Origin of the sequence: Clostridium merdae, assembly GCF_900176635.1 — a bacterium.
Taxonomy (GTDB): Bacteria; Bacillota; Clostridia; order Oscillospirales; family Acutalibacteraceae; genus Faecalispora; species Faecalispora merdae.
In genome coordinates this window covers 1,238,145-1,261,861 of sequence record NZ_FXLN01000004.1, presented here as the reverse complement: position 1 = coordinate 1,261,861, position 23,717 = coordinate 1,238,145, and the positions used below count along the sequence as shown (strand labels likewise).

The window sequence follows — 23,717 nt, the reverse complement described above, 5'->3', positions numbered from 1 at the left end:
TTCAGTATGGGCTATTTTTTACCCTATATCTCTGGCGCACTTCATTTTACAATCTATCAAATAGAATTATTATCTTGAAATTGTATTTTTGCCGTTGCTTTTTGCCTTATACAGCTTTTTATCTAGCTCCTCAAAAAATTCTGTGGCAGAGAGCTCGTCTGTTTTATTGATTGTGGAAACACCGCAGCTTATTGTAAGGGAAACCCTGTTGCCGCGAAGCTCAAAGATTTCCTGTTCCATTTGTTGGCGGATTTTTTCTGCAATGCGAAGCGCCGCTTTTTTGTCGGTTTCCGGCAAAACCATTAAGAATTCATCGCCGCCGTACCGGGCTACCCAATCTTTTTTATCACGGGTGTTATTTTTTAGAATCTGAGCGGCTCTTTGCAGTACCTTGTCACCCATTGTGTGTCCGTTGGAATCGTTAATGGATTTAAACTCGTCAATATCAATTAACATGGCAGAAAGAACGCCATGGTTTAATGTGGTGGAATAGAGATCAACCGGTAATTTTTCGTTAATAAAACGCCGGTTATATATTTGGGTAAGCTCATCCGTTATCGCAGCCTGATTCAGGTGCTCAATTATCTCGCTAATTTCTTGAATGCTTTTTCCTTTTAGGTCTGGTACGATACCCGTTTCAGAAATATCCTTTAGCATTTCAACAATATAAGTAACTTTGTTGAGCACAATTGGTGTGGCGAACACCATAAATATTTTATCTTTATTGTATTCTATCTTTAAAAAGGTATCATTTTCATTCGCAGCGCGCATGGAAACGCAGTTGGCACAGTGGCTGTTCTTTTTCCATAGTTCGTAGCAAATGCTTTCCTCAATCAGTTCTGTTTGGTTGCAGGACAGTGTAACAACACGTTTTTTGAGTGGATCAATAATACGAACCAGATTATACATTTTATTGAATTGCTGCAAACATTGCATGAGCTGCTGTGTGTTTTCCATTAAGGGCATTCCACGATAACCTCCGGCTATTTCAGTGCATGAACTGCTCAACATCGCTCTGGCGATAGAAAACGTCCAGTTGTTGAATAAAGATATTATAACATGTAGATATATACTGTTCAAGCGTAATAAAAGCAAAAAATGCAAATTGAGAATGATACGTTTTCTTAAGTATAAGTATGGTCAGTGTTTCTTGGCTCTAGTAATAAGGAGGCTTTATGGATATTACACCAAAATTTGAGATTGCAGTGGTTGGCGGCGGGGCCGCAGGGCTGATGGCTGCATGTGAAGCAGCTAAGACGCTACGTAGTGGCCTTGTTGCCTTGGTGGAGGCTGCCCCACGTGTTGGTAAAAAGCTACTTGCCACGGGAAACGGCAGATGCAATATTACAAATCAATCAGCCGATTGGGCGTTGTACCATGGCGAGGCGACGCTCGCCCAAAAGGTGTTTGAATCCATTACTCCTGCGGAGGTTCTGCACCACTTTGAAGAGATGGGGCTTACCTGCCGAGAAGAAGAGCAGGGAAGGGTGTACCCACAAAACGGCCAGGCTTCTGCCGTGTTGGATTCTCTTCGCTTTTCGTTACAAAAGTACGGTGTAGTAGAGCTCTGTGGTTCTGCAACAATAAGTATTGAAAAAAAGAAGAAGGCTTTTTTGCTTCACCAAGAAAATGGAACAACCATTCAGGCGCATAGGCTTATTTTGGCGCAAGGAGGAAAAGCCTCGCCTCAAATCAGCTCTGAGCAAGGCGTGTCACTGGCGGCTGCGCTTGGCCATAGCCAAACGGCACTCTTTCCGGCTTTGGTGCAGGTAACGGTTCCTCCGACTCTTGTTCGTGCGCTTAAGGGTGTGCGGTGCCCCGGCGCAGTTCGCTTTCTGGCAGATGGTCATGCCGTAAAAGAAGAATTGGGAGAAATCCAGTTTACCGAGCGGGGGTTATCCGGTGTATGTGTGTTTCAGCTATCCCGCCTAGCGTCTGAATTTGCGGCACTGAAAACCGTTCAAGGCAAGGCGTGTTCGAATGCAAAAATCGCCATTGATCTTTTGCCGGAAAAATCCTTTCAGGAGGTTTGCGACCTGTTACGCCGTTTGGCGTTGATTTACCCGGAGCTGCCAGCTAGGGATATGCTATTTGGCGTACTGCCCAAACGCATTGGTCAGCAGGTAATTACAACAGCACTGCAAGACAAAGCGGCAGAACCGGCAGGAAAGCTAAAAGTACCAGTTATAAAAGCAATAGCCGCTGTGCTAAAAGGCTGGGAATTCCCGGTCACCGGAACGCTCCCTTGGCAGCACGCACAGGTAATGGCAGGGGGCGTGCCTTTATCAGAGCTATGGGTTCCCTCAATGGAGTCTCGTATCTGCCCCGGTGTGTATATGGCTGGGGAACAACTGGATATTGACGGGGACTGCGGTGGCTTTAATTTGCACTGGGCATGGATAAGTGGTATGGCAGCCGGCAGAAGCGCCGCAGAGGCGGCAATGGAGGAAACCAAATGATTAAAATAGCAGATATTACCTTACCCCTTTCTGCGGGGAGAGACGAGCTGGTAAAGCAGGCTTCCGCTCGCCTAAGCTTGCCGGAGAAAGAAATACTATCCCTTAAAATAATCAAAAAATCGGTGGATGCCCGAAAAAAGCAGGATGTCCATTTTCAGTATACCGTAGGTGTGACACTAAAAAGCGGAGAAGAGAAGGCAGTTGGTAAAAGCCGGGATGCGAAAATCTCGCTCGTGGAGTCTTACCACTACGAGATGCCCATATGCCGCAGGCTTGTAAAACGCCCGGTAGTGGTTGGGTTTGGCCCGGCAGGGATGTTTGCAGCGCTCATTTTGGCGCAGGCTGGGCAGCGACCTATCGTGTTGGAACGCGGTGCCGACGTAGAGAAACGAACTCGCCAGGTAGAAGCTTTTTGGAACGGCGGCGCGCTGAATCCCGATAGCAATGTACAGTTTGGGGAAGGCGGCGCTGGAACATTTTCGGATGGCAAGCTCAATACCGGAACAAAGGATGGGCGTGCCGGTAAGGTGTTTGAGGAGCTGGTAAAGGCGGGTGCCCCCGAAGAGATACTATATGAAGCAAAACCACATGTGGGTACCGATTTACTTCCCGGAATCGTAAAAGCGATTCGGGAGCAGATAATAACTCTAGGTGGTGAGGTTTGTTTTGAATCTAAGCTTATTGAAATGATTTCGCAACAAGGTAAAGTAAATCGAGTTGTGGTGGAGCGTGATGGAGAAAGACAGACCATTGAAACACAGCATGTAATTTTAGCGATTGGTCACAGTGCGCGCGATACCTTTGAAGCAATTTTGGAACAGGGAGTGACAATGGAGCAAAAACCTTTTTCCATTGGCGCACGTATCGAGCATTCGCAGGCGGAGATAAATCGTGCGCAATATGGTTCGTTTGCGGGGCACCCCGCGCTGGGCGCCGCAGATTATAAGCTAGCTGTTCATTTAGAAAATGGGAGAGGGGTATATACCTTCTGCATGTGCCCCGGCGGTCAGGTGGTTGCCGCTGCATCTGAACCGGGAAGACTGGTAACAAACGGAATGAGCCGTTGGGCTCGCGACGATATAAATGCGAATGCAGCACTGCTCGTTGGTGTGAATTCTACAGATTTTGAAAGTGAGCATCCACTGGCAGGAATGCATTTTCAAAGAAAGTGGGAAGAGGCCGCATTTCGTGTCGGGGGCGGAGATTTTCGTGCACCTGCCCAGCGTGTTGGCGATTTTCTAAAAGGCAAAGCATCGCATTCCTTTGGAACAATGCCGAGTTACCGCCCGGGTGTTGTTCCGGCAGATTTATCATCCTGCTTGCCCACATATGTAGTAGAATCCATGCGACAGGGAATTTTGTTAATGGAACGCAGATTACACGGATTTTCTAATCCGGATGCCGTACTGACCGGTGTTGAAACACGTAGTTCTTCTCCCGTGCGAATTATCCGTGGAGCAGATGGCCAGTCGCTCACCCTTGGCGGCCTTTACCCCTGTGGAGAAGGCGCCGGGTATGCAGGTGGAATTGTGTCTGCCGCAGTAGATGGAATCCGTGCTGCGGAAGCTGTTTTAAATTCTGGGGAATAGAAAATACTTGGAAAACGGCCACTCCCGCACCCTATAAATTTGTGTGAAGTCCGAATGAGTGCGGGTCTGGCTGGGTATGCTAACGGCATGTGACTTTAGCACACCGGCGTTTTTAAATATGTAGGCTTCCCAGAAGCGACAGATTTCCTACTTGTATTGCAAAACATTCCAATATTTATAGGATTTTTTTTAGAAACCTATTGACATTCGTTGGAATTTTGCTATAATAAATGACGTTGCTTCTGGCAATTAAATAGTTTGATGCGGAATTGTGTAATGGTAGCACGACAGACTCTGACTCTGTTTGTCTGGGTTCAAATCCTAGTTCCGCAGCCATATAGCCTCGGGAAACCGAGGCTAGCTTTTTTCGAGGTGTGGCTCAGCTTGGTAGAGCGCTACGTTCGGGACGTAGAAGTCGCAGGTTCAAATCCTGTCACCTCGACCAACGAAAAACCCGCATAGATGCTGGAAAATCCAGTGTTTATGCGGGTTTCTTTTTGCCTCTAGTATCATGATAAAACATTACTAAAAACAACGAAAAATTAGTAAGATGCAAGTCAAAAAAACAATCTTCACATCTCTTTCAAGAGATGTGGAGATTACTTTTTTACCCTCCACAAACCATTGGTCCTCTTCGAGTCATATATAGCGTTATTGTTCCTGAATTTCTACTGCTTTTTTACTTTTGGGACAATTGATTTTGAACATCCTTCTGTGAATCCATCTTTTCGTACAAAGGAATACACCTTATTGGAGAATTCTATGATATAAAGATGATTCGTTTGAACCGTTCTCTTGATGTCCTTATAAAATAGTGTTTGAACTGTTTCTGCCCCGAGCATTGTCCCTAAACGATCCAAATAAAAGATCATCCTCCCAGTACTGTTGTGAGTCATGTCATACTGCTTATAGCGTAATCCACCAAGCCAATATGGAAACACAACGTATACGAAAATGGAAATGATCAAACAGAAAGTCATCAGGATCAATAGTGATCCTGATACGATGCAAGTATTTAACAGGGCTGATACAATAGCAACCGCATAGATAACCGCCACACAAATAATTACAATCGTAAAAGTTACTTTAACCGACTTTTTCTTGATTGCCTTCTCAAATTCAATAAAAATCAGATTTACATAACGATAGATTATTTACTGCCAAGACGTCATTGTGGTTCATGTTTTTAGCTTCCTATCTCTGCACGACGAATGCAGCGCATACCATATGTATTACAAGCACAATGATGTATGGATTATCAATCAAACTAAACGTATTGATCAATTAAAGCGATGTTAGTTTCTGTACTTGCTGCAAAGTTATTATTTTGACTTGCGCTTGCGGCATTATTCCACGCTTCATTATAGATACCCAAAAGTTCTGATTCACGGGCGTTTTCTGCCTTTGTTCCATAAGAGATCCATCTGCCATTTGAATAAGAAGCCACCATTTCACCATTGCTGTCGTAAAATTCAGCGTAAGACACGTCAGTTGCTTCTTTACAATACTTAACGCTGCCAAGCAAATAGTCAATCAGGTTAAGTGTTTTAGGCTGTGGATTGTTATTTTTTAATATTGCTTTTAATCCACTAGAGATAATATTCTTTCTGTCCGGAGAAACAGTAGAGACATAACTTTTTACCAGGCTTCTAAACCCAGCGGAATCTGACTGAAATTTTCCGTCAGATTGGTCTTTTTTTGCCTGTTCGATGATGGCCTCTTTGTATTCTCCATCGCTCATGGCAGGAGCTTTCTTCGTATTAAAGTTAAAATTGCTATAATTCGGAGAAGGTATACTTCCGGACTTTTCAACACCGGATAGTAAGCTGTTTTTTGCGAATGTACTATAATTTTCTACGCGCATTTTATATCTCCTTACTCTTTATTTTAACACATAGGAACAGACCATATCTGTAAGATTCGGAATCATGGCAGACTTATCACAAGGACGGCCAACTATCCATATGCTGTGAACGACCTCTTCTGCATTCTTAAAAATCAAAAAGGCCGCGTTATATGTATTGGTGACTCTTATTCATCTTCGGTTTTCATTAAATAGCTGCGCGATATGGTGAATCATTTCTGTCTCGCAATGGTTAACGAACTCATGCTGAATTCACCACCATCTCTGTTTCCATTTTACATAACAAGATTGTATAAGTCAACAAACAAGAGTTTGTGCTCTTATTCTTTAAAAAACAGAGAACCTTCTAATACCACGTATATATGAGAGGTGAGATTTGTAATTTTACTCTTGACAGAACGCTGTTCTGTGATATAATTTATACAAAACATTGTTCTGTGAGAAAGAAGTGTTATGATGCGAATTGTAAAAGCGCCGGAGATACGGCGGCAGGAGCTCATAGATATTGCTTTGAAGCAATTTATAGAAAATGGCTATGAAAAAACGTCAATACGCTCTATTTTGAAGGAAGCGGGTGGAGAAATTGGCATGTTTTATCATTACTTTAAATCTAAGAACGAAATATACGAGGCAGTTTTAGAGCATTACAATGAGAAGTACGTTACCAAAGTCACCGAAATTATTGATGCTGACGGCTTGAGTTTTGACGAGAAGTTGAATCAGTTATTGACCGGTCTGCCAGATTCAATTTCCGAATATCGCCTGATGAATACCAAAAAAGTGAATGCTGAGATTATGACGGCATTGCATTCCAAAACATTGCTAAAGGTGGTTCCTTTGTTTGAGCGGATGATACTTGAAGGCTTAGAAAAAAAGAACTTGAATGCACCTGTACCAAACACTCGCTTGCTTAGTCAATTTATTCTTTTTGGCATAAGTGCTGTTATTCATGATCGTGAGGTAAATTCGATAGAGGAAAAATACAGCCATATTAAGGCACTTATTTCAATAACATTGGGTACAGAGTTATAAATGAATCAACATGTAGGAGATAACAGATTGAAAATATTAGTGTTTGGAATAGGTGTATTAGGCAGTTATCTTACTCATGAATTGCTGAAGGCAGGACATGAAGTTACTGCCTTTGCTCGCGGTCAACGTTATACTGATTTGCAAAATAACGGACTCGTTATTCAGCATGTTAAGCAGAAACGAAAGACGATTGATAAAATATCCGTTATTAATCATTTAGACGAGCATGACGAATACGACATCATCTTTGTCGTATTACAAAAGTCACAGCTCTTTGAGGCATTGCCTCTACTGGCGAAGATTACGAGTAAACGAATTGCCTTTATAGGAAATAATGGAAAAATCGAAGAAACCTTAACAGATTTTCGGAGAATGTCTACCGCTAACCCAAAACTGTTGTTTGGTTTTATCAGCTGCGCAGGACGCCGGGATGGAATTACAATTCATAACTGGCATACCAATAAAGGCAGAATGGTGATTGCTCCCTTTGAAAAAGATTCTCAGACGGAGGCATTTATAACAAAACTGCTTGATGGTACTGATATACAGCCGATTTTGAAAAATGATATAAGCGCCTGGTTAAAGCACCACAGTGCTATGATTACTCCGCTGGCCCTTGCCATACAGTGTGAAAGTACAGCCGGACGCAATTTAAGGAAATCGCAAGCATTGTTGATTGCTGTCAATGCTACCATAGAAGCAATCCAGATGTTTGAAAGACAAGACATTCGAAATGAGCCGCCTCACAGCAAGAGGTTAATGAACTGGCCAGCGAAACGGTGGCGGTGGATTCTGGCGCGGCTTCTTGCTACAAAAACAGGGAAAATCATGGCGATTGACCATTCTCGGGCTGCTATTGGTGAAATTGATTTATTGGCTCAGGAGCTTTTGGACTATTCTAAGAGGTATCAATATCCATTACCTTCTTTGGAAAAATTGTATCGAATGGCAAAAGAAAAGAACGCACGGAATCTGAAATCCTGACCTGGCGTATCTTTTGTTCCCTAATATGCGCCTTAATCTTGCTTCATGTTTTCAGCGGCAAAAGCAGCCCGACTATATACTGAAGTTGTGAAAAACCATGCCAGTCCGCCAAGGGGGCGATGCGTCCTTTAAAAAAATTGAGGGCAGCCACAATGCGGCTGCCCATTTTTGTATTATCCAAAACAACGTTCACAGCATCTGTGGCAACGTCGCCGGCAGCATTCATTACGGCACCAACGGCAACGCTCATGGCAGCGACGACGATTATCGCTATTACTATCGTTATCTCTGTGATTGTCACAATCATCCGAATCCCAATCATCACGCCAAAATCTGCGGCGATTGAAAGAATCTTCAAGCATTATAGGAACCCTCCTTTCTCAAGGGGTTTGTACATAATATGGAGCCTGTGCTAGGCTTGTCAATGTGCAGATATGGGATGTTTGCTACGAATATCATAGAAAAATTCTGCTGTAATACCAGATATTTTATCTAAGCAAGCAATAATTGTGAAGTGCATCAATGCCTAGGGAACGAACACTGTGTTAAATCCAAAAGGGAACTGCAAATAGGAAAGTATGGCACACCCACCTAGTGGTAATTATTCCAAATGAACGTTACACTGCTTTGCTTGCTTAAAAAGGGGTAATAAAAAAGCGCCTAGCTAAAGCAAGGCGCTCTATGGATTATTATTTTATTTGGATATACGGATGTTTTGTGTTCGAAATTTCTCTAAATTCCACTCGAAAGCAATCTAAAGATTCTATTAATGGCAACAGTTTTTTATGGTTATAGTTCCGAGAATCAAAATCAGGGAATTTTTTATTCATAGTATTCCCGACAATTGCTAAGGATGCCCAACCGTTCTCATCCGCTTGTTCCTCAACAATTTTTTTAAGCTCTTTAATCAGGTCCTCGTGTTTCATGATGCCTTGAATAAGTGGATTGGCAACTTTCAATTTGGTGTTAGAATCTTCGCTTTTTAATACCAATGATTCTAAATATTTAAAGGTTTCACAAGCTGTTTTAAAAGGCTTTGGAGTTTTAGATTCGCCCATCCCTATTACAAACATTCCAGACTCCCTAAGTCGCGATGCTAGTTTTGTAAAATCACTGTCACTAGAAACAATGCAAAACCCATTCACTTTTCCGGTATATAAAATATCCATAGCATCAATTATCATAGCAGAATCAGTCGAGTTCTTCCCATTTGTATAATTGTATTGCTGTATAGGGGTGATTGAGTGCTCTAATAGCTTTTCTTTCCACGAAGATAATTGTGGCTTCGTCCAATCTCCGTATATTCTTTTATAAGTTGGGATACCATAATTTACAATCTCATCTAAAATAGCAGATATGTATTTATGTGAAACATTGTCTGCATCTAGCAATACTGCAATCTTTTTCTCCTGTTCCAAACCATCCCGCCCTTTTTATTCCATAATATGTCAAATATTTACAAAAGTCAAGAGGGCGCGCTTTGTGATTTATACTATGGCGCCAAAAAACACCTTTTAATTTTCTCAAATTTTTATATTGTTTGTTGAGAAATAATAAAAGCAACTAATCCTATTCTACGACCATTGCAGATTTGCAGAACGCATTCAGTATGGAGATTTATATTTTTATTGTGATGGCTTTCAATATATATTAGCTATACGGCTCCCTTGCCCAAGTCTTTACGGCAAGGTGTTCATACCAGGTACATATCCATGCTGTATTATGTAAACAAATATATTAATGGAGGTCTTGTTATGAGCCGGAATGAAAAAGCAGTTTTAAAAAGCAAATTAGCAGTGTATACTGCCTGCTATCAGCAGGCGAAAAAAACAAAGGACCACAAGCGGATGGATCTTCTGGACACGATAATGAATGATTTAAAAAATGAAATTTCTATGTTAGTTGATTAGAGAGAAGCTCTTGCTAAAGCAAGGGCTTTGTTTTTTGTATATAGGGTTTATCTTTTAGGATAAAGGCTTTGTATTCGCATAAGCTAATTTTGAGGTGATGATATGGATCATAAAACAAAGTCTTTAAATACCGATGACCGGGCAAGCAACAAAGGAATCAGCGCAGACATTGCGAAAAGCAAGCCTGAAAATCAAAATCAAGATCATAACACCAAAAAGGTTGCTTTGGGTCCTAACACAAAACGTTGATAAAAAGAGCTCTTAGCTTACGGCGAGAGCTCTTTTTATAGGAACAGCAGAGATTTCTTAACGTAGATTCCGTCTTATCCTTAGCCCCACGGATTCTCTGCCAATATTAATAAAATGGTAGGTTGTTTGCCTCGCATACTTTGTGATTAGAAAGCTATACTAAGCTTAAAGTGAGGGAATAAGATATGATGCATGATACCGAATTGCTACAATATGTGTATAAAACTACCGATATGGGCTGTAAGGGAATTGAATCTGTTCAAAACTACGTTCAAGGTACGGCTCTAAAGGAAAAGCTTAGAGAACAAAAAGAGGAATATCAAAAAATTCGTGCGCAGGCTCAAAGCTTGCTTGCGTTAAGAAAAGAGCCACCGAAGAGTGTGGGTGCTGTTGCCGAAATATCTGCAGATGTTATGGCAGCTGGTAAGATTATGGTTAACCATACGGACTCAAAGATTGCGGAGATGACGATTCAAGGGAATCAAATGGGCGTAAATAAGACAATAAAGCATCTGCATGATTATAGTGGAAGTAATGATATTGTACGTGCCTTGACCCAAAAGCTGTTAGCCACAGAAGAAGCAAACGCAGAACAATTAAAAAGATTTTTATAATTTGATTAGATAAAAAATAGTAGATAAAAAGTATGAATAAACGGCTCTTGCTTTACAGCAGGAGCCGTTTTCGTTATCTATCACTTGAGATTTTAAAGACATCAATCTCGTTGTTATTACTCTTTAATATGATTTTAAGAAGATAATTAAATCACATCTTTTTATTTTGCTGATGCCTAAAAAATATAGCCATTTCAACAAGTTTCTGTTTGTTCTCTTTCGTTAGATTCTTAAATTCATTTAACATGGAATTAGTTAAATCATCATAGTTGTCGTCCTCTCTACACAAAAGTGATAAGTTTGACTCTTTCTCTAACATATCGTTACTTACATATGTGGGAAGGATACTATACTTTTCTTCCAATTGTATTATACATTTTTCAAGTAACTCGATAGATATTATTTCATCGAATTTTTCATGAATATGCGGTTGAGGTGTATAACTACGAACTTCAATTCTAACACAACAGTTATTGGTATCAAAAGTTTGGCAATAAACAATAAGAACATATGAATTTCCAAACTCTTTGCTAACAGCCAATTCTGGAGCATAAACACGTAGTTTATATCCGTTCCCTAAAAAACTTCTTAATTCCAATAAATCCTTTGTTGGATTATAGCGATGTGATTCGTTGCCAGTTAAGTAATCGACAGTAACTCCAAAAAAATCCGCCAATGTTTGCAGTGTTTCTATTGATGGCTGTGTAATTCCATTTTTCCATCTACTTATTGTAGCTTGGGTAATTCCGGTCTCTTTAGAAAGACGATAAGGGGTGACATTTTTTAATTTCATCAAATTGGATAATATTTCAAACATATTTTGTGCACCTCGTTAAACTTACTTAAAGTTAAGTATATGCATTGACAAATTAATTAAAAACTATTAAAGTTAAATTATAAGCTTACTTAAAAGTAAGTAAAACGAGATCGGTAAGCTATATTTTACTTACAGTAAAAGAATTATATAACTTTATGTAAGTATTTTCAATAGCAAATTACTTAATACGTGTTTTAAAAACTAATTTATTTAGCGTTCTGTGTGCGTACCAAATACTACTACAGTCATATTTATAATTTTATAAAAGTGACTATTAAAATGTTTTAAGAGAGAAGGTGTAATTAAATTGAAAATGTAGATAAAGGACATATGTAAAAATGCAATCTGAATAAATAAACAGAAATCCTTTTGCGGGAGGTAATCGGATTGAATATTAGGTGATATTTGAGAATTGGTGCCACACAAATTGGAGTATAAATAAATACAGTAAAATATAATTAATGAAAAGGGGTAAAAAATATGGATAAAAAATACGCTGAGTTCGTTGGTGTAGATAAACTACACTACGCAAAGATTACCGAGGACAGTGAAAAAAATTATGCTACAGAGACACCCAAATATCTTGCACCAATCGCTGAAATAAGCAGTGAGGTTGAGATTGAGAATACTTCTACTTATTATGACAATAAAGCGGCTTTTAACTATGTTTCAGAAGGAACAACTACTTTGACTATTACGGTAAGTGGTGTTCCGGCCAAAACAGCAGCGGAACTTTTGGGTAAGGACTACGATGAAATTAATGGTATGGTACTGGATGACGGTGTACCCACCCCACCGAATGTAGCTTTGTCATTTCGCTTTAACAAGGGTGCAGAAGACTATCGCTATTATCAATACCTTAAAGGAACTTTTTCTGGTGGAGCTGAAGAAGCAGCGTCCAAATCTGGTTCTGTTGATGCAAAGACATACGAACTAACGTTCACAGCTGTCGTAACCACACATGAATTTAAGGTTGGGGAGAAACAAAAGGGTCTTAAGCGTATTTTTGCCGATACTGATGATGCCAACTTTAAGTCAGCTATTGCTGCGGGATGGTTTGAAAAGGTACAAACACCTATTTTGGGTGAATAAAAATAGGCCGGTTATTACCGGCCTTATAACAATTACAGCTCAACGTGTGAATAAAGGGCGATAACATATCAAAAGGAGTCAAATATGAAAACTCTTACACTAGAACTTGGTAAAAAATTATATACTGCAAATCGAGTAACGGCTTGGCAGTCGAGAGAAGCTTTTGCAATAAACCGTGAATTGCTTGATTTTGTCAAAAGGGCAAAAGCGTTGGATAATCCAACAGAGGACGATATGGCTGATATTTTAAAACAGATGGAAGAGAGCAATGATAGAAAAGCAAATCTTATCTGCGAAGTATATGGATGTAAATTTTCTGCAGATGAACTTTTGAAAGCATTAACAAGTGAAGAAGTTGATACGCAAATTAATAATCTTGTATATGGAATCATGGGTATTGTACAAAAAAACGAATAAGGGGTAAACAAAATGCCCCTGAAGAAAATGTAGACCCTGAAATGGTATTGATTGGATTATATCGAGAAATTGCAAAACATTATACCTGGAGTTTATATGAAATTGATAGAACAAATTTAGAGACCCTTCTTGATTTCTTATGGTACCAGGATCCAAATACTCGAATAATAAAAGGAAGAGAATTTCGTAGAGCGCCCGGTGTACCAAAGTGGTTGTGAACAAAAATAGTAGTTTTCATTTTACCTGTTTATTTTCTATAAGATTATTAATTTCTATATATTATTAATTATATTCTGGTACGATACGGTCTATATATGAAAGCTGGTGAATAAATGGCAATAGACAACAATCCGCGTGATGAAGAGAAAGAATATAAAAAGCGAGCTCAATCGTTGACAAACGCACAAAAAAATCTTTCAACTGAAACGCAAGCTCTCTCAAAAGCCTATGAACAAAACAACCAATCGCAAAAAAGTCTTTCTTTACAGAACAAAACATACGCAAAACAAATTGAACAACAAAAGAAAAATATTGATGGGTTGAAAGATGGGTTAGTTGTCTCCTCAAAAATATATGGCGAAAACAATGAGAAAATACAAAATTGGCAAAAGACGATAAAAGATGCGACTGCGGATGTAAATAGTCTTGAGCATAAGAATGAGAGCAGCAGTAAGGCTTTAAATAAAGCGGATAAATCAACTGGCGCTTCTTTAGATGTGACAAACGATTCCCAAGACGTTGGTCAAAGTTCAAATGATACTAATAAAAAGACTGGTAAAAAATCTTTTGTTAGTGTTATGAAAGATATAGCCAGCGCTTCCAAGGATATAGCGGTAGAATTTATCGAGAGTGCAGCTAGCGTTAAAGCAGAAAAATCACAATTTGAGCAAACATTCGGAGATATAAGCAATGAGGCAGAAGCAGCTGTACAGAGAGTAGGGATCTCAACTGGCATATTAGATACTAGGCTAAATAGCACCGCTTCTTCTATTTATGATTTTGCTCACTCAAGCGGTGGTACGGCTACTGAATCGATGGGGTTTATGGAAGAAGCTCTACAGGCGGCGGCAGATAGTGCAGCCTATTATAATAATAGCTTGGAAGACGCCAGTGTTACATTGCTATCTTTTATAAAAGGAAACTATGAAAATGATACTGCTCTTGGGTTATCCGCTACGGAGACAGATAGAAATGCAAAAGCTACCGAACAGTTTGGTAAAAAATTTGATGATTTGTCTGAAATACAAAAGCAACAAACATTATTAAAAATGGTAACTGACTCGCAGAAGTTAAGTGGAGTTATGGGACAAGCATCTCGTGATGCAGACAGTTGGGATAATGTACAGGGGAACTTAAACGAAACGTGGAGGCAGTTCCAGGCGAAAATTGGAACGCCTCTACTGGAGAATTTGATTCCAATTCTTCAAGGTTTAACAAGTGGATTTCAGGATTGGATGGCGTCAATAGATGTTGATAAAATAACTGAGCAAGTAACGGGTCTTTTTACAATCATTAAGGATAATGGTGCAACTATTGCCTCGGTTCTTGCAACTGCGTTAGTATCTTTTGGTACATTTCAAACGGTCTTATTAGCTGCAAAAGTGCCAGCTCTCGCAATGCTTGCAGTAACTGAAGCTCAAAATGCAGTTTTGGCTATACAAGCAGTTCGAGCGTTAGGTGTAAAGGGAGCTATGGAGTTATTCTCGGGAACTACCAAAGGGGCAAGTGTTGCACAATGGCTTTTAAATGCCGCAATGAATGCCAACCCTATCGCGTTAATTATTGCTGCTGTAGCAGCTCTTGTCGCTGGAATCATAGTTCTTTGGAATACCAATGAAAGTTTTAGAAATGCGGTTATTGGAGTATGGGAAAATATTAAGCAGGTAATTTGTGATGTGGTTACTAACATAATTAATTTCTTTACAGTTACGATACCTGAAGCGTTTAACTTACTAAAAGAGCGATTGAGTGGTTTGTCTGAGTGGTGGTTCGGATTATGGGAATCCGTTAAGCAAATATTTACAGCAGTATGTTTCGCAATATTTTCTTTTGTACAAGAACAAATACCACAAGTTATTGAAAGTTTTTTAAGTTGGTTTTTTGAGTTGCCAACAAACATTGGAAATGCGCTCGAGGCAGCGTTTACTACTTTTCTTGATTTCGGCGCATCTATATTGGGGTGGATTACGTCAGAGTTGTCTGATATTATGCAAGGTATATATGGCTGTTTTGGGTTACTACCTGAACAAATACAGATATACTTACAAACGGTTTTAACAAACATCATTATTTGGGGAATGAGTTTTTATACCTCAGCATCAACCGCTGTGACCAATACGGTTACTTCTATATGGACTTGGTTCTCACAGCTTTCTCTACAAATTCAGACAATTTTAACTACAATCATAACAAATGTGATCTTATGGGGAGTGAATTTATTTACTTCAGCAACCACAGCAGCAACTAATACGGTTACTTCTATTGGAACATTGTTTTCGCAGCTCCCCATGCAAATATGGACGTTTTTTACGGACGTTGTTAATAAGATTATTCTTTGGGCTCAGAACATGGTTACAACTGCAACAACTGAATTACCAATGTTTGTAGGGACAGTAGCTGGAATCATTGGAGAATTGCCAGGCAGAATGTTAGAAATTGGTACAAACATTGTAGAAGGAATTTGGAATGGCATTTGGGGCTCAATGGATTGGCTGCAAGGCAAGATTAGGGGCTTCGCGAATAATATTATTGATGGTTTTAAAAGGACCTTAAAAATACATTCTCCATCCCGTTTGTTTGCAGATGAAATAGGAACAAATATAGCTCTTGGAATTGGCGTAGGATTTGAAGATAGTTTGAGAGTGGTTGCATCAAATATGGCATCTGCTGTGAGTGAATTAATTCCACAAATGGATTTGTCTGTTCCGAGTACGCAGTCTGCGATCTCTACTGTTGCTGGAAGTAGCGGTTCAATGGCACCTGTCATCAATTACAATGCAGTATACAACAGCCCGTCAGCACCGACTCCAGCGGAAGTTAACCGAATTAATCGTTTAAATGCTCAGCGGCTGGCATTAATTACACGGAGGTAATGGCATGGTTATTACCTGTATCAATCAAAATGGAGACAAACTTAGATTGGGGTGGTTTGCTCCTCTCTTTGTAAAATCCGTAAGTGGCCTTGGAGCGGATTTTACTGTGACGACAACCAAAAACAGTGGACAGGATGGTGTGAATTTTATTGACGCCACTGCTAATCAACGCAATATTGTTCTTGTGTTGGATGTACTTAAAGCAGATTATATTGAGCAGCGTAACCGCTTGTATCAATTTTTTCAACCTCGCGCTGAGGGGGAAATCTGTTACGAAGAAGAAGATGTACGACGTAAAACCAATTACTATGTTGAAAGTATTGAGCCGAGCGGAGACGGAATTTTAAAAACAATAACCATCTCTTTGCTTTGCCCTAATCCCAAATGGTACGCGCTCGAGGCTAGTGTAACAGAGCTTGCATCTTGGGAAGGGTTGATTGAGTGGCCCTTATCCTTTTCTGAAAAGTTCGAAATGACCCGTAAAGTTAATACATTAATAGGAAATGTTTACACAGAAAGTACTGTGCCTATAGGATTGTCTGTAATGTTTCGTGCTTCTGGTACAGTAGTAAACCCCTCCCTGTATGATGTAAAGCGACGAAAGTTAATGCAGATTAACATTAAAATGTTCAGTGGGGATATTATTACAGTCACAACAGCAGATGGAGATAAACGCGTAAAGCTTCTTTCAGGAGGAGTCACAAAAAATATTAACAACTTAATGGCATACCCACCTCAGTGGTTAAAAGCATACCAGGGTGATAATTTGTATCGATACAATGCAGAGGATGGAATAGATAACTTATCTGTTACCATTCTATCTACACAGACTTATTGGGGGGTGTAATATGGAGATTTATGTGTATTCCCCTAAGGTTGAGCTTCTAGGTGTAATAGATGGATACAGCTCCTTACGGTGGCGTCGTCGATTTTATGAACCAGGAGAATTTGAGCTGCACTGCGCATCAACCCCAGAAAACCTAGCTTTACTGAGTGCAGGGAATATTCTTCATCGTCTGGATAGACGGGAGGCAGGGGTCATTGAAGGCATTGTAATAGAAGCTGATTCATTAAGCAGCGAGAAGGTAACTGTAACTGGGCGGTTTGGTTCAGCTTTGCTTTGCCAACGGATTATAACTCCAACCATTCATTACAGTGGCACTGTAGAGGGTGGTATGAGAAAAATCGTTCTAGATAATGCGATTACCCGGCCAATTGGTAATTTTACACTTGGTGAAGAGTTGGGCGATGATAGTGTATGTACTTTTCAAGTAACAGGTAAAAACATTCAGAACACATTATCATCGTTAGCAAAAGCATCTGGCTTAGGCTATCTTGTTCGATTGGATGTTCCAAATCAGCAATGGGTATTTGAAGTGTATAAAGGCATTGATAAAAGTGTTACTCAGAGTAATTTTCCGTATGTATTGTTTAATGGAGAATTTGGTAACATCACCGGGCCAAAATACACCTATAATGAGCAGTCGTATCGAAACTACGCTTATGTTGCTGGACAGGGAGAAGGAGATACTTCCTTTATCGTAGAAGTAGATCAGACGAATGGCGAATCTCTGCGAGAGCTATGGGTAGATGCCAATGACTTGCAGCGTACAGAAGACCAGAGTGATGAGGATTACTGTGCTCAGCTTACTCAACGAGGAAAAGAAAAGCTAGCAGAAATGACTTGCTTTGAAAATTTTGAGGCCGACGCGGTAGATACGGCAAATTTCGAGTATATGGTGGACTGGAATTTAGGCGATATTGTTTCTTTTGAACGGTGGAATTTGTTGCTTAACCAACGGATTACAGAAGTAGAAGAGGTTTATGAAAACGGAGTTGTCACAATTACCCCGGTGTGTGGAACCTCACTGCCGGAGACATTGGTATTGGAGGATGGTTAAATGGCCGAAACTAGTGGTTTTTTTGCTTCAGTAAATGGAGACCGAACATATAATACAAGTTTTTTAGCACGCTGGATAGCCTCAATCATTGGAAATGGCGTTTACAATGGAGAATTGAGTGTTAGTGCTGTAGGAGGTGAAATGGCGGTTACACTGCCAATTGGTAGAGCGTGGATTAATGGCTATCATTATCGTAATGATACTGTTAAAGCTCTTACAATTGCAAATGCAGACGGAATACTACGCCGAAAAGATACAATTGTGCTGAGGTGGGATGTAAATGAGAGGAGCATATCAGTTCATGTTCTGCAAGGTACATTTGCCAGTACACCAGTTGCGCCGAAAATCATCAGGACAGCAGAGCAGTATGATTTAAAGCTAGCAGAAATCAACATCCCGGCGGGTGCAACGGCAATTACACAGGCGATGATAATTGACACGCGCTTAGATAATTCTGTTTGTGGAATTGTAACAGGAGTTGTAGAACAGATTGATACGACTACCTTTTACAACCAAATAGCAGCTGATTTAGCTTATTTTAAATCTTCCAAACAATCTGATTTTGAAGTTTGGGTTGAAGGACTAAAAGATATTCTGGATGAAAATACAGCGGGAAATCTTCTTCAGCTTATCTATTCCGTATCGGATGAAATGCGCAGAGGGATTAATCGAAGTACTGGGAACATTCCACTTTCTCTTGAAGGTGGGGATGCTGCTATGGAAGTCGGAATGTCTGTGAAATTCAATGAATTCGCGGAAGTAATTGCTACGGATGGAGACGACGGAACCGGAATTATATCTATGGAAACCTTAGGCGGCAAACTTGAGTTTGTTGCTAAAAACATACTATAAAGGAGCTTAATTATGAATATTATTTTGGCACCAAAAACTTATGTGGATGCTCAGACCTTTAACAAATTCTCTGTTTATGGTTTTAATTCAAATGTTGGAAGTTCCCCGGAACAGGTGAGCGATCTCAATGGCGTTCCGGCCGCCTCCTTTCAGGCGAAAGAAGACCGAGAATTGCTGATGGAAACCGATTGGGCTCAGCGTACCGATATTCCTATTTCTCTGGAGTATTATATGGATTCTGCGCAGAGTGCGCAGAAAATAAGCTTGCAGCTTGCCTACAGCTTTGATGGTGCAGCCTTTGTTTGGCTCAATGCCGAGGTGATTGAAACACCGCCCGACACAGCCATTCATACCATTGCGCTTTCTAATCCCATTAGTGTTTCTGCAATACCCGCAGGAGATGGACATACATTACGAATTAAAATTAGACGTGTTGGTTCCAGTGAGGTGGACACTCACAGCGGCAACTTTTGTTTAACCGCAGTAAAATATTACCGAGCTGTGTAAAAGGAGAATTGAAATGATTAGTAGTATATCAGGTATATACCCCGATATTGCTTGGGATATTGTCCCGAGTGTGACTGACGGTAAGCTTCAGCTTCCGACTGCAGGTGTGCAGGTATGCAACGTTACATACCAAATGCCGAAGGTAGAAATGGAATTAAAAGATGGAGTTGTGTATTTAACTCCCAATGGATATGTGTTTATTACCGATGAAGAAGAACGCTCCAGCTTAGAGCCCTTTCCGAATCAACAAAACTATTGGCTGTGTGATGTACGGGTTGTAGATGGAAAAGAACAAATTCTAACTTTAAAGGCGGTGCTTGAAGAATGATAATTATGGGGGCTCCTAAGGAGATTACACCAGAGACTTCAGAAGATTATGTTATTAATAGTGATGGCATTGAAGTGTTTGCGAGTCAGTGGCAACGCAAGCACTGGGGAGATGTTCCTCATACGCTTTCCACAGAACAGGGATTGGCTGTGGAAACGATTGCAGCAGGAAGCCAAAGTGCAAAAATTTATTGTGCAAGCGGTACCTTAACAGGTAGTGTGAACCGAACAGCGATGGTGAAAATCGGGAAAAATTATCACCTAATCGCCGTAGGCGGTACAGCAACTGCGAATAAAGTACCGGTAACAATTTACCCGCAGGCACCGAGTGGTGGTTATGAGTTTGGAACACCTCTTACATTTTGTGATTCGTCTCTTGAAGTACATGATTTTGTGCTAGGCGACAGCACTTGGGTATACCAGCCGGGGTTTAGAGCCTACCAGTTGATTGACCCGCCCAGCTGTGGTTACCTTAACCGACCAAAAGGGTTTTTTGTGACTAAACGTCCGGTTGGTACAGAGGGTAGAGATTATAACGTTGTTACGTTCCATCCTTTTTATGCGGCAAAATACCAAATGTCTGACGCAAATTCTACATCATCCGCTCATGGTTCTAGCGGTATTGCGGTTTCTAAATCCTGGACTGTACCGTGGGGTTATATTTCGTTTGATGATGCCGTAATTGCCTGCTCAAAAACAAATTCTGTGATTGGGAAAGATATCCCTACAAGAATGATTCGTGATGACGAGTGGGTTTCACTGGCAATTTATGCACAGCTACTGGGCCCGAATGTATTTGGCAGCAACTGTTGGGGGCCATTTGGAAAAAATCGCAGTGGTTACGTGACTGATATAGATGATATCTCCATAACATTTACATCTGACCCTACTTCGTCAAGCAGAGCACTAACTGGTTCAGGGGCAAAATCAGGATGGAAAATTGGTCAAAACCTTACCACGCATACAGGTCGCGTAAACGGAGTATACGACCTCAACGGTAATGTCAGCGAATGGACGTCTGGTCTTAAGCTCAAGTCTGGGTCCGATGGCTACGGAGTCTTGTTTGTTGATGAGATGGATACCGGAGTGCAGCTTCCAAGCGCGGGAACGGGTAGCAATGTAACAGAACTCCATACTGATTTGAAAGTGGCAAAACACGCAATTGCTGGTGCATGGAACACTCCCGGACGAGCTGAATTTGGATTTGATTATCAATATAATGGGAATCAAGCCAATGCAGAATATGTACCGTATCGTGGTGGTACTTGGAATTCGGGAACTAATGCGGGTGTATTCTGTGTTCTGTTTGACCGTACACGTACGTATTCTAACTACGGCGTTGGTTTTCGCGCAGCATTTGAAGCCTGATAAAAAGAAGCTATCATCATTGGTAATTAGTCTGATAATGGTTACGTTATGCACGCTTAGAGCATAATTTATCTTAATAAGCATTTTGAGAATACAATTAAACAGAAAAGGTCCGCTGCTGAATCTTTCAGCAGCGGACCTTTTCTGTTTTTATGTAGATAAGTATTCGATGAGAATCTGTAAGCAATATATAAAGAATGAAAAGAAAAAAATTTAAGCTGTTTCGTGTAAAAAAGAGCCTTTTAAGCACAAAGGCTCTTTTTTATTTTGTTAGATGCTATCTTTAAAATGCAATTTGTAGAGATTTCTACATACTTTCGGTGTAAAGGTGTGATGGAATGGAAAAACGCAGGCGTGATGATGCGCCTCTATTTGCCCCCAATGCTGAGGGGAATGTTTGGCCAAAGCAGTTTTGCCTTGCTTTTGAGCCAAGGGCTGATGCTCCAATAGGGCTGCGTCAGTGCTGGTACTGCCGATATGCTGACTTTCATCTTGATAAACCTCGTGCGCTAGAAGTAGGCGTGTGCTACTGGCCCAAAAGAATATCCAAATAGCAAGATGAAAAATTTCGAGCTTCTGATTTTTCCTTTAAGGAAGAACCTCTCAGAGGTTTACTTTGCGTGGTACTCATTAAAATGTAATTACTCCACCCAAGTTCCCTGTGAAATTTTAAGTGTGATGGATATGTTCGGATTGTCCGCGCCAACTACCTTTAGTTTATATAATCCTTTTACTACTTTTAATTCACTATCCTCTGAAGAGACACTACCTGCTGATTTACGGTTCCCCCCTCCACCGGCTATCCTTAGAACTGTTTGGTCAGGACGAACCAATACTATCATTCCTTTTCCAAATTCATCATAAATTTTGTAAGAAAAATGAATCGTATCTTCTTCTTTTGCTTCATATTGCCAAATGGTTTTTGCGCCACTGAAACCTTCCGCTGTGTATTGATAGGAACCGTTTTCTAACTTTACACTTTCTTCTTTTTTAGCCTTAAATTGATCCTGCATTGCTATTTTTTCTTTCGAATCAAAGATATCATCATACGGCCCTTTGGGTACGTACCCAATATAGAAAACAGTCAAACATACTACCAGTAACGCAACTGCAATTACTACTCTTTTTCTCATATAAAACTCCCCCTGATGATATCATTAGTTTAATTAGCAGAATTACTTTTTATGGAAATGCTGTATAGTCATCCCCCATAATATCTGTTCCACTGCTGAATGAAATTCCTAATCCGACACTATCGCCGCCAATGCTGATTGATGGAACTATTTTAAATAGTCCTGCATTTTTAACTTATAAAAGAATTTTTCTTAATTATATAACATTTTTACACATAATTCATTACAAATAATAATCATGTATAAATTATATTTATTATTTTATAGCGACTGATACGAATTTGGATTAAAATTATCTTTATAGCAAAGTTAACTCATGGTTTATAAGTCTTTATGTAAAATTGTGGTATAATAATTAAAATCTAAAAAATAGTAGGTGAATACGGTTTCTGTATTGATTATCAATAATTTAGAATAAATTAAGATTGAGAGGATCTATTTGTGCAGGGTATATTGGTAGGTTTTTGTTCGTTTCTTTTAATTGGGCTTTTTCATCCCCTTGTACGAAAGGCGGAGTATCATTTTACCAAACGTATTTTTCCTCTTTTTTTGCTAGTTGGGTGTGCTTGTTTATTGGGGGCATACTTGATACATAATTCGTTTTTCTCCTCCATTTTAGGGGTAGCAGGTTTTTGCTGCTTTTGGAGCGTGAAAGAGCTGTTTGAGCAAGAAAAAAGAGTGGAAAAAGGCTGGGCTCCTCAAAACCCAAAACGTAAAAAATAATCGAAGGTTGGTTTTCAATAGCTTGGCAAATGGATTACTTAGTAAAGGAGATGGCGCAGGAATGTTGAAACAAAAGGTGTTAATCATAGAGGATGACCCGAATATCGTGCGCTTTTTAGAGCTGGAGCTATGCTACGAGGGGTATTCGGTAGAAAAAGAATATGATGGCCAATCGGGCCTGCAACGAGCACTCAATGAAAACTATGACTTAATTTTGCTAGATATTATGTTGCCATCCCTTAATGGGATGGAGGTATTACGCAGGCTTCGCCCGCAGTGCCAAACGCCGGTAATACTGCTCACTGCGCGCGATACCGTAATGGACAAGGTGCTTGGTTTAGACGAAGGCGCGGCAGACTATGTAACAAAGCCCTTTGCCATAGAAGAGCTGCTTGCCCGTATGAGAGCGGTACTTCGCCCTACGAATGTACCTAAGCGCGAGGAACAACCCATCGTAGAAATCAAAGACCTTAAAATAAACAAAAATACCAGAGAGGTTTTTTGCTGCGGTGAATTAGTTGAGCTTACACGGCGTGAATTTGACCTTTTAGCCTATTTAATGGATCATCAAAATGTTGTTTGTTCCCGCGATCTACTCATGGAACAGGTATGGGAGTACGATTTTCGCGGGCAAACCAATTTGGTAGATGTATATATTCGCTATCTGCGTACGAAATTAGATTATCGCTTTCATAAAGAATTTATCTATACCATTCGTGGTGTGGGGTATATTGTGCGTTCATAAGAAACTTTGCGTTTTGGCTTTAACATCTCTCATTAAAGGAAT

General features: G+C 40.1%; 25 protein-coding genes and 2 tRNA genes. 20 read left to right on the top strand and 7 right to left on the bottom strand.

The window, feature by feature from the left end; translation table 11 throughout:
- Window positions 1-69: 69 nt before the first annotated feature.
- Window positions 70-966, bottom strand: a complete 897-nt coding sequence (locus CAN90_RS11700) for a GGDEF domain-containing protein (protein ID WP_242953639.1) — start codon at window positions 964-966, stop codon at window positions 70-72.
- A 209-nt stretch (window positions 967-1,175) separates the two neighbouring features.
- On the opposite strand from CAN90_RS11700, the gene CAN90_RS11695 reads away from it, so the two are divergent.
- From CAN90_RS11695 to CAN90_RS11680, 4 genes are all read left to right on the top strand, one after another.
- The gene (locus tag CAN90_RS11695) at window positions 1,176-2,459 is read left to right on the top strand and encodes an aminoacetone oxidase family FAD-binding enzyme (RefSeq protein WP_085833995.1); all 1,284 of its coding nucleotides are present in this window, start codon (window positions 1,176-1,178) and stop codon (window positions 2,457-2,459) included.
- Window positions 2,456-4,048 carry an NAD(P)/FAD-dependent oxidoreductase gene (locus CAN90_RS11690; protein WP_085833994.1) on the top strand — a complete coding sequence of 531 codons (1,593 nt, stop codon included), beginning with the start codon at window positions 2,456-2,458 and terminating at the stop codon, window positions 4,046-4,048. Before CAN90_RS11695 ends, CAN90_RS11690 begins: the two co-directional genes overlap by 4 nt.
- A 262-nt stretch (window positions 4,049-4,310) precedes the next feature.
- Window positions 4,311-4,384 (top strand) — tRNA-Gln (locus tag CAN90_RS11685).
- A gap of 32 nt (window positions 4,385-4,416) precedes the next feature.
- Window positions 4,417-4,493 (top strand) — tRNA-Pro (locus tag CAN90_RS11680).
- Window positions 4,494-5,315: 822 nt separating this feature from the next.
- On the opposite strand, the gene CAN90_RS11670 is transcribed toward CAN90_RS11680, so the two are convergent.
- Complete coding sequence (locus CAN90_RS11670) at window positions 5,316-5,912, bottom strand: hypothetical protein (protein WP_085833992.1); 597 nt, start codon at window positions 5,910-5,912, stop codon at window positions 5,316-5,318.
- Window positions 5,913-6,365: 453 nt separating this feature from the next.
- Here CAN90_RS11670 and CAN90_RS11665 point away from each other — a divergent pair, with 453 nt between their 5' ends.
- On the top strand, window positions 6,366-6,944 hold the full coding sequence (locus CAN90_RS11665) for a TetR/AcrR family transcriptional regulator (RefSeq protein WP_085833991.1): 579 nt from the start codon (window positions 6,366-6,368) through the stop codon (window positions 6,942-6,944).
- A 27-nt stretch (window positions 6,945-6,971) separates the two neighbouring features.
- Window positions 6,972-7,928 (top strand): ketopantoate reductase family protein, encoded by a 957-nt coding sequence (locus tag CAN90_RS11660; RefSeq protein ID WP_159450383.1) that lies wholly within the window; start codon window positions 6,972-6,974, stop codon window positions 7,926-7,928.
- A gap of 43 nt (window positions 7,929-7,971) precedes the next feature.
- Here the strand turns inward: CAN90_RS11660 and CAN90_RS11655 are convergent, their stop codons facing one another.
- The gene (locus tag CAN90_RS11655) at window positions 7,972-8,286 is read right to left on the bottom strand and encodes a hypothetical protein (protein WP_085833989.1); all 315 of its coding nucleotides are present in this window, start codon (window positions 8,284-8,286) and stop codon (window positions 7,972-7,974) included.
- Between the two features lie 331 nt (window positions 8,287-8,617).
- Window positions 8,618-9,346, bottom strand: a complete 729-nt coding sequence (locus CAN90_RS11650; protein WP_085833988.1) for an NYN domain-containing protein — start codon at window positions 9,344-9,346, stop codon at window positions 8,618-8,620.
- Window positions 9,347-9,682: 336 nt separating this feature from the next.
- On the opposite strand from CAN90_RS11650, the gene CAN90_RS13760 reads away from it, so the two are divergent.
- The 3 genes from CAN90_RS13760 (at window position 9,683) to CAN90_RS11645 (ending at window position 10,701) form a co-directional block, all read left to right on the top strand.
- The gene (locus tag CAN90_RS13760; protein WP_187138331.1) at window positions 9,683-9,838 is read left to right on the top strand and encodes a hypothetical protein; all 156 of its coding nucleotides are present in this window, start codon (window positions 9,683-9,685) and stop codon (window positions 9,836-9,838) included.
- 102 nt (window positions 9,839-9,940) lie between these two features.
- Entirely contained in the window at window positions 9,941-10,087 is a 147-nt protein-coding gene (locus CAN90_RS13755; RefSeq protein WP_187138330.1) for a hypothetical protein, read from the top strand.
- Between the two features lie 185 nt (window positions 10,088-10,272).
- Window positions 10,273-10,701 carry a hypothetical protein gene (locus CAN90_RS11645; protein ID WP_085833987.1) on the top strand — a complete coding sequence of 143 codons (429 nt, stop codon included), beginning with the start codon at window positions 10,273-10,275 and terminating at the stop codon, window positions 10,699-10,701.
- Window positions 10,702-10,852: 151 nt separating this feature from the next.
- Here CAN90_RS11645 and CAN90_RS11640 read toward each other — a convergent pair whose 3' ends face one another.
- Entirely contained in the window at window positions 10,853-11,518 is a 666-nt protein-coding gene (locus CAN90_RS11640; protein ID WP_085833986.1) for a helix-turn-helix domain-containing protein, read from the bottom strand.
- Between the two features lie 480 nt (window positions 11,519-11,998).
- Here CAN90_RS11640 and CAN90_RS11635 point away from each other — a divergent pair, with 480 nt between their 5' ends.
- The 9 genes from CAN90_RS11635 (at window position 11,999) to CAN90_RS11595 (ending at window position 21,074) form a co-directional block, all read left to right on the top strand.
- A complete protein-coding gene (locus CAN90_RS11635; RefSeq protein WP_085833985.1) occupies window positions 11,999-12,610 on the top strand; it encodes a major tail protein in 612 nt (203 codons plus the stop codon).
- A gap of 84 nt (window positions 12,611-12,694) precedes the next feature.
- A complete protein-coding gene (gene gpG, locus CAN90_RS11630) occupies window positions 12,695-13,027 on the top strand; it encodes a phage tail assembly chaperone G (protein ID WP_085833984.1) in 333 nt (110 codons plus the stop codon).
- 332 nt (window positions 13,028-13,359) lie between these two features.
- Window positions 13,360-16,119: a phage tail protein gene (locus CAN90_RS11625; protein WP_085833983.1), complete on the top strand. Its 2,760-nt coding sequence runs from the start codon at window positions 13,360-13,362 to the stop codon at window positions 16,117-16,119.
- Window positions 16,120-16,123: 4 nt separating this feature from the next.
- Window positions 16,124-16,966 (top strand): phage tail domain-containing protein, encoded by an 843-nt coding sequence (locus CAN90_RS11620; RefSeq protein ID WP_085833982.1) that lies wholly within the window; start codon window positions 16,124-16,126, stop codon window positions 16,964-16,966.
- A 13-nt stretch (window positions 16,967-16,979) separates the two neighbouring features.
- A complete protein-coding gene (locus tag CAN90_RS11615; protein ID WP_159450382.1) occupies window positions 16,980-18,020 on the top strand; it encodes a siphovirus ReqiPepy6 Gp37-like family protein in 1,041 nt (346 codons plus the stop codon).
- Window positions 18,021-18,872, top strand: a complete 852-nt coding sequence (locus CAN90_RS11610; RefSeq protein ID WP_085833980.1) for a hypothetical protein — start codon at window positions 18,021-18,023, stop codon at window positions 18,870-18,872.
- Window positions 18,873-18,884: 12 nt separating this feature from the next.
- The gene (locus tag CAN90_RS11605; RefSeq protein ID WP_085833979.1) at window positions 18,885-19,379 is read left to right on the top strand and encodes a hypothetical protein; all 495 of its coding nucleotides are present in this window, start codon (window positions 18,885-18,887) and stop codon (window positions 19,377-19,379) included.
- A 13-nt stretch (window positions 19,380-19,392) separates the two neighbouring features.
- Complete coding sequence (locus CAN90_RS11600) at window positions 19,393-19,707, top strand: hypothetical protein (RefSeq protein WP_085833978.1); 315 nt, start codon at window positions 19,393-19,395, stop codon at window positions 19,705-19,707.
- Window positions 19,704-21,074, top strand: coding sequence for a hypothetical protein (locus CAN90_RS11595; protein WP_085833977.1), 1,371 nt, complete (start codon window positions 19,704-19,706; stop codon window positions 21,072-21,074). The genes CAN90_RS11600 and CAN90_RS11595 overlap by 4 nt, the downstream gene beginning before the upstream one ends.
- A 368-nt stretch (window positions 21,075-21,442) precedes the next feature.
- On the opposite strand, the gene CAN90_RS13885 is transcribed toward CAN90_RS11595, so the two are convergent.
- Both CAN90_RS13885 and CAN90_RS11585 read right to left on the bottom strand, forming a co-directional pair.
- Window positions 21,443-21,565 carry a hypothetical protein gene (locus tag CAN90_RS13885; protein WP_278335048.1) on the bottom strand — a complete coding sequence of 41 codons (123 nt, stop codon included), beginning with the start codon at window positions 21,563-21,565 and terminating at the stop codon, window positions 21,443-21,445.
- Between the two features lie 150 nt (window positions 21,566-21,715).
- Entirely contained in the window at window positions 21,716-22,207 is a 492-nt protein-coding gene (locus tag CAN90_RS11585; protein WP_085833975.1) for a hypothetical protein, read from the bottom strand.
- Between the two features lie 441 nt (window positions 22,208-22,648).
- Here CAN90_RS11585 and CAN90_RS11580 point away from each other — a divergent pair, with 441 nt between their 5' ends.
- Together CAN90_RS11580 and CAN90_RS11575 are read left to right on the top strand one after the other, a co-directional pair.
- Entirely contained in the window at window positions 22,649-22,930 is a 282-nt protein-coding gene (locus CAN90_RS11580; protein WP_085833974.1) for a DUF4491 family protein, read from the top strand.
- 61 nt (window positions 22,931-22,991) lie between these two features.
- Window positions 22,992-23,675, top strand: coding sequence for a response regulator transcription factor (locus tag CAN90_RS11575; RefSeq protein ID WP_159450381.1), 684 nt, complete (start codon window positions 22,992-22,994; stop codon window positions 23,673-23,675).
- The last annotated feature ends 42 nt before the right edge of the window (window positions 23,676-23,717 follow it).